This is a genomic window from Chachezhania antarctica (assembly GCF_003646465.1).
In the GTDB taxonomy this organism is placed as follows: domain Bacteria; phylum Pseudomonadota; class Alphaproteobacteria; order Rhodobacterales; family Rhodobacteraceae; genus Chachezhania; species Chachezhania antarctica.
Genome location: NZ_QZEX01000027.1, coordinates 1 through 5,797, shown reverse-complemented (window position 1 = coordinate 5,797; position 5,797 = coordinate 1). Strand labels below are relative to the sequence as shown.

Genomic DNA, 5,797 nt, shown 5'->3' with positions numbered 1-5,797 from the left:
TCCTTCCGGGCTTCCCAAGCCGCCTGCAAACGCGTGGCAAAATCCGGTTCCTGCTCCCGGCCCTCACGCCCCCCGGCAAGGGCCAGCTCGGACTGCTCCGGTCCGAGACGATCCAACACGCGATCCGCCGCACGGTCGAGCCAGTCGCGGACATGACCGGCCAGCTCGCGGGCAACCTCCATCACCTCGGCCGCACGGGCCTTGGCCTCGTGCCAGGCCCCGACGCGGCCGACCTCGATGCCGCGCTCCTTCATCTGCCACGCGCCGGGGGAAAGCTGGGGCAGCGGCGGGCGATCCAGCTCAATAGCGCGCACAGTCTGCACCAGCTCCGCCCCCTCGTCGCCGCGCTCCCGCGCCGCCGATGCCAGCTCAAGCGCCTCGTCGCGCTGTGCTTCCAAGGTCCGGTGATCCACGCGATCCTCGATGCCGGCGCGCTCAAGGGCGATGTTGTTGTCGCGTGCCCATGCTTCCCGCCAGCCCTCCAGAACCTCGACCTTGTTCCAGTCGCGGTTCTTGGTGGTGAAACCTTCGGGGCCAATCTCGCGGGTGGTGAGCAGAATATGGGCGTGGTGGTTGCGATCATCGCCGTCGCGCCCCGGCGCGTGCAGAGCGATATCCGCGATCATGCCACGGTCCACGAACTGTTCCTGGGCGAAGTCCCGGACCAGTTCGACCCGCTGCGCATGGGTCAGCTCGGCAGGCAGGGCCACACGCACCTCGCGGGCGACCTGGCTGTTCTTGCGGGTCTCGGATTCCTCGACGCGGTTCCACAGCTCGGATCGGTCGCGGACCCAATCCGGCGCATGATCCGGGGCGAGGATTTCGGTGTGATCGACACCGCCACGCGCCGCGTAATCGAAGGTCAGCCCGGTACGCCGGTCTTCGATACGCTCCGCCACACGATAGGCAATTGCCGCCGTGGCGCTGCGGCCCTGACTGCGAGAAATCATCGAAGCTCGTAAATGATATATCGCCATTCTGTGCCGCACTTTGCTTAGGGGTCGAGGGGAAATGCCAGTCTCCCCCGCCCACACAAACGCGCAGCGTTTGTATAAGTGGGCACTTCGTGTATTGCACCTTGCCTCAACCTTTGCGAGAAATCAACAATTGTCAGGAGAGCGGAGGTCAGAATGGCACGGAGTATTGATCAGCAAATTGCAACGACGCAAGCCAAGCTGGCCCGTCTGAAAGAACGTCAGAAGGCCAGCGAAACTCGCCGCAAGATCATCGTCGGATCAGTGGCAATATCCAACGCGCTGAAAGACCCGGAAAAGGCCCGCGCCCTCGCCGCTCTCCTGCGTCGGGCCGTCACCCGGGAAGTCGATCAGAAAGAGCTGGTCGGGTTGCTGGAAGAACTGGATGGCGTCGCTGCGAAGGCGGAACGTCCATGAGCGTCAAAGATCCCTTCCAGCAGCTCGTCGATGAAATCACCCTGATCCGGCAGGACATGGAACGCCTGAAGCGGACCAGTCTCGACAAGGACGACGCCGAAGCCCTGCACGAAATGCTGGCCGAGGGCGTGGATCGGATGCGCAAGGTTGGCCCCGAAGTCCAGAAAGCCGTCGAGATGCGCCTGCTGGGCGTTGCGGCAGTGCTCCAGGAAGAGACCAGCAAAGCCGCTGCGAGCGCCGCTGAGGCGGCTATAGAGAAAACCCGGGCCGAGAGCCTCGAAGTCGCCAGAAGCCTCTCACAGGCCGCCGGAGAGGCCCGCAGACAGGCGTGGCGCTACTTTGGCGGGTTCTGGGTGTGGTTGGCCTCTATGCTCGCCACAGGGGTCGTTCTGGGCCTTCTGTTGGCCTATGGCATGGAAACGGCCAAGTCGGCCCTCTCCGTCAACGATCTGGTGCGCTACAACTGCGGCAGGTCGTGGTTCGGGGGGCAGGTCGTGGACCAGGACAACGGGTCCAGCTTCTGCGCATTCTGGATCAAACAAGCGCCTAGTGATGGGAACTGAGGGGCCACCGATCCCCTTCTCATTCTCAGCAAATCCGACCGTTGCCACAGATGTTGCAAGGCGGGATTGGGGATAACCCTTCCCCTCCCTGCCTGACCCACCCCATCCGGTTGATGTTTCGCCTGTGGTAATGACGAACATCATCTGCAACGGTGCGAAAAATGTACTGACAGATAAACAGGCTCCTTCGTCGCCTGTGTCAGTCAAAAACTCCACCCCCGCCCGATCGTTCGCCAGCTTACTGACGAGCGCTACCGATCGAACGAGCGTGGATTTTTTGCCTTCCTGTAGATCATTAGAAGGCGGAAAATTTCGAGCCAATAAAAACAAAGACTTAGTGGGGGGGGGTAGGTCACAGCTGTGACCTACCCCCAGCTCATAGCTGTGACCTAGGTCTGATCGAAATTTGAACAAGCTTGACCGATATTTGACGGGTCAGTATGGTCGAAATTAGAGCAGGCAAATAAAGATATGCTACAGATTTAACTGATATTTGAACATGAATGAGCTAGGGGTAGGTCATGGATGAGCTAGGGGTAGAACGGGCAATGCTTCCGGCAAAGAAGCAGCGGGGACACTTCGTCCAAACCGACCGCGCAGCGCATGAAGCGTGGGGTCGGCTGGCAGTTAAGTCGCCCGCTGCCGGGGCGTTGCTGCATGTCCTGGTGGCGAATGTCGGGGAACAGAACGCTATCGTCGCCTCGCACAAAGTGCTCGCAAAACTCATGGGTTCCTCGCCTGCAACAGTGAAGCGCGCCCTCAAGATATTGGAATCCGGGAACTGGGTCGAAGTTGTCCAGATTGGCGCAAGTGGCACGGTAAACGCCTATGTTCTGAATAGCCGCGTGGCGTGGACAGAAGGCCGTGACAAGCTCCGGTATTCGCGCCTGCAAGCCGAGGTTCTGGTCAGCGAGGATGAACAACCCGCTGGTGCTCTCGATGCGACCAAGGAAGAGTTGCACCGCCTGCCCCGTGTCGGTGAGCTTCAGCTTCCAGCCGGTCAAGGTTTACCACCCGTTTCTCAGCCGTCCTTTCCCGGTCTAGAACCGAACTTGCCCGCCTTTGGCCATCCTACCGAAGATAGCGAATAGGGGTATTCACCGTGGCCAATGTTTCTATCCGTGAGGCGGTAAAGATTTACCAAGTATCCCGACCAACACTCACAAAAGCACTGAAAACAGGCAAAGTTTCTGGTGTTCAGGATGGGAAAGGCCAGTGGCAAATTGATCCTGCAGAACTTGCCAGAGTTTACCAGCCACGGACGGACAGTGCGAAAACAGTTGGACAAGATGAACCAGACAACTTTACCAACAAGAACACCCAATTGACTGGCGAAGTTGACACGCTCAAAGCACGGCTGAAAGAGGCCGAACAACGCGCTGCCGTGGCCGAAGCACTGGCAGAAGAAAGGGGGAAGCACATCGAGGATTTGCGCCGGATGCTGCCTGCCCCGCAAGAGGCACAACGCCCCGGCAGGCGCTGGCCATGGAAAAGGTGAAAAAAGAGAATGGCAGATGAAACCGCGCCACCGCGCGTTGCGCCAACAGTCAAGAGTGCTCCGCGCATTCGTCAGGTATATTGGTGCAAGCTACCCGACGACGCCCAGTTGCCCGAGTTCTGGAAAACACGGCCCGTGCTCATCATGTCGCTGAAAACGACCCTTCACGGCAAAGTCACAGTGCTGCCTTTCTCTACCAAGTCGCAGCCTGACAATCCACATGCTTACCCTATGCAGTCCCCGCTACAGGCGAAACAAGCGTGGGTGATCTGTGACCACCTGATGACAGTGGCCGTAAGCCGCCTAAGTCCACCTGGACGAGTGATCCCGCGCATTTCCGAAGCCGATTTCGAGCACATCAAAGAGCGCGCCCTCAAGAATCTCCCATACTGAAAATCTTGACTCTGTGGCCACAGGATGCTACCTAAAGAGCCAGATACGGCGCGGGCAACCGTGACTGCTTCCCTTCGGTGGGAAATAGATGCGAAGGGGTGGCTAGTCCGCCCCTTTCGTTTTTTCAGACTTTCTTTGAAATATCTACCGCGTGAGTTCCGTCAACAACTGGGTGCGACGGAAGCAAGAGCATTGAGCGTGAAGGCCTCAAATATCGGAACGCTCGATGCCCTTGCGGATTCAGTAAAGCAGCTGTTCATGCAGCGCGCGGCAAAATCTGACTCAGAGCCCGTTGCAGACGGTCAGTGCCATCTCTTCGTGGACGTTCGAGTCTGGTGCAGCCGCAAAGCTTCTGGGCATCTTTCCGAAAGCGGACGTTCAACAAGGTCGGCAACTCGATCCACAGCCTCTGGCACTAACGACTAAATATGGTATGGTACTGTACCGTATGATTCGAGGGGAGCTTGACAGCCATGGAGAACCACACGCACAGAACCGCCCATGGCGCAAAGCGCATACAGGCGCTGACGGATACGGCAGCCGAACTCTTTCTGGAGCGCGGATATGAAGGTGTGTCGATTGACGCCCTTATAACTCAAGTCGGTGGCTCACGCCGCAATGTCTACGGACGCTTTGGCGGCAAAGAAGGCCTGTTCATTGAAACGGTGAAGAGACTTTGCGACGAACAGGCGCAGCCATTGCGGAAGATGCAGATCGCAGAGGCCGAGCTTGGTCCCGCTCTTGTTCTGTTTGGCGAGAGAATTCTCGAAATCGTCCTGCAACCTCGAACATTGGCACTGCATCGACTGATGATTGCCGAAGGCCAACGCTTTCCCGAGTTGTCCCGAGCTATTCTGCAGACGGGGCATGAGGCCTGCGCCGAAATTCTGGCGGACTGGCTGTGCACGCGCCGTTCCCTGTTTCGCGCTGACCTCTCTGTTGTCACTCTCGCCAACCAGTTCCTCACTTTGCTAACCGCAGCGCCGCAATTACAGGCGTTGGTGGGACAGCAAGACACCTCGCTTTCCAGCGCAGAGCGCACACACCTTTCCCGTGAAACGGTCATAACATTCCTTCATGGCGTTCTACCCGGAGACGCTCCCCATGCTTAATAATCTTCCTTGGAAATCCGTCCTCGCCTTGCTGCTTGCAGCATTCTTCATTGTCGGCGGGCTGGGCAACATCTTTGCCTCCGAGACGATCCGGGCCGACTATCTACGGTGGGGCTATCCCAGCTGGTTTCATTATATCACTGGGGTCTTGGAGATCGCGGCAGCAGCATTGATTGCAATGCGTTCTGCACGGCTCTGGGGGGCGACACTCGCCTGTCTGGTGATGGCCGGTGCAGCAGGAACTGTGCTGTTGCATGGCGAATTTACCCATGCCATCGCACCGCTCATGGTTTTAGCGGTAGCCCTGACGGTCCTGTTCGTGACCTGGGGCACCCAACGTCCGAAATGAACGCACGCATAGCCCTTTCGCCATCCCTCACAAGGCAAGTGCAGCACAAATCGCACATCAGCAGAAACCGTCCGCACTGCGGTTGTCCGTGAACGGCGTAGCGAAGGTCTACAGTCCATAATCATGCCCCCTGTCCCGGCGGGCATGAACTTCGCGCTCCAACTCCAGCTCCTTGGTGCGCTCCCGTTCCTGCGCCGCGTCCAGCTCGGCCTGCCGTTCGTCGGCCTCGCGGCCTTCGCGCAGCGTGGAAACCCGGTCACTGAGCGCCTCCCGGTCGATCCCGGCAGCCGCGGCCCGCAACCGCGCCGCAAAATCGTCCGGGGCCTCCCGCTCTGGGGTCTCGGCCTCATGCCGCTCTCGGCCCTCCTTCCGGGCTTCCCAAGCCGCCTGCAAACGCGTGGCAAAATCCGGTTCCTGCTCCCGGCCCTCACGCCCCCCGGCAAGGGCCAGCTCGGACTGCTCCGGTCCGAGACGATCCAACACGCGATCCG

General features: G+C 59.3%; 9 protein-coding genes. 7 read left to right on the top strand and 2 right to left on the bottom strand.

Annotated elements, in window-relative coordinates; genetic code table 11:
* The coding region (mobQ, locus tag D4754_RS23520) for a MobQ family relaxase (RefSeq protein WP_205589704.1) at positions 1 to 950 on the bottom strand (950 nt) is incomplete at its 3' end.
* A 180-nt stretch (positions 951 to 1,130) separates the two neighbouring features.
* Here mobQ and D4754_RS23515 point away from each other — a divergent pair.
* The 7 genes from D4754_RS23515 to D4754_RS23490 all read left to right on the top strand — a co-directional run bounded on the left by D4754_RS23515 (position 1,131) and on the right by D4754_RS23490 (position 5,306).
* Complete coding sequence (locus tag D4754_RS23515; protein WP_114291588.1) at positions 1,131 to 1,391, top strand: hypothetical protein; 261 nt, start codon at positions 1,131 to 1,133, stop codon at positions 1,389 to 1,391.
* The gene (locus tag D4754_RS23510; RefSeq protein ID WP_114291589.1) at positions 1,388 to 1,954 is read left to right on the top strand and encodes a hypothetical protein; all 567 of its coding nucleotides are present in this window, start codon (positions 1,388 to 1,390) and stop codon (positions 1,952 to 1,954) included. Before D4754_RS23515 ends, D4754_RS23510 begins: the two co-directional genes overlap by 4 nt.
* 521 nt (positions 1,955 to 2,475) lie before the next feature.
* Positions 2,476 to 3,045 (top strand): replication/maintenance protein RepL, encoded by a 570-nt coding sequence (locus D4754_RS23505; protein ID WP_205387729.1) that lies wholly within the window; start codon positions 2,476 to 2,478, stop codon positions 3,043 to 3,045.
* A gap of 11 nt (positions 3,046 to 3,056) precedes the next feature.
* Entirely contained in the window at positions 3,057 to 3,452 is a 396-nt protein-coding gene (locus tag D4754_RS24195) for a hypothetical protein (RefSeq protein ID WP_162791938.1), read from the top strand.
* A gap of 9 nt (positions 3,453 to 3,461) precedes the next feature.
* On the top strand, positions 3,462 to 3,845 hold the full coding sequence (locus tag D4754_RS23500) for a type II toxin-antitoxin system PemK/MazF family toxin (RefSeq protein ID WP_114291584.1): 384 nt from the start codon (positions 3,462 to 3,464) through the stop codon (positions 3,843 to 3,845).
* Between the two features lie 473 nt (positions 3,846 to 4,318).
* Positions 4,319 to 4,957: a TetR/AcrR family transcriptional regulator gene (locus D4754_RS23495; RefSeq protein ID WP_114291585.1), complete on the top strand. Its 639-nt coding sequence runs from the start codon at positions 4,319 to 4,321 to the stop codon at positions 4,955 to 4,957.
* The gene (locus tag D4754_RS23490; protein WP_114291586.1) at positions 4,950 to 5,306 is read left to right on the top strand and encodes a DoxX family protein; all 357 of its coding nucleotides are present in this window, start codon (positions 4,950 to 4,952) and stop codon (positions 5,304 to 5,306) included. The genes D4754_RS23495 and D4754_RS23490 overlap by 8 nt, the downstream gene beginning before the upstream one ends.
* A 108-nt stretch (positions 5,307 to 5,414) precedes the next feature.
* Here D4754_RS23490 and D4754_RS23485 read toward each other — a convergent pair.
* Positions 5,415 to 5,797: hypothetical protein (locus tag D4754_RS23485; protein WP_205589703.1), on the bottom strand; the 383-nt coding region annotated here is incomplete at its 5' end.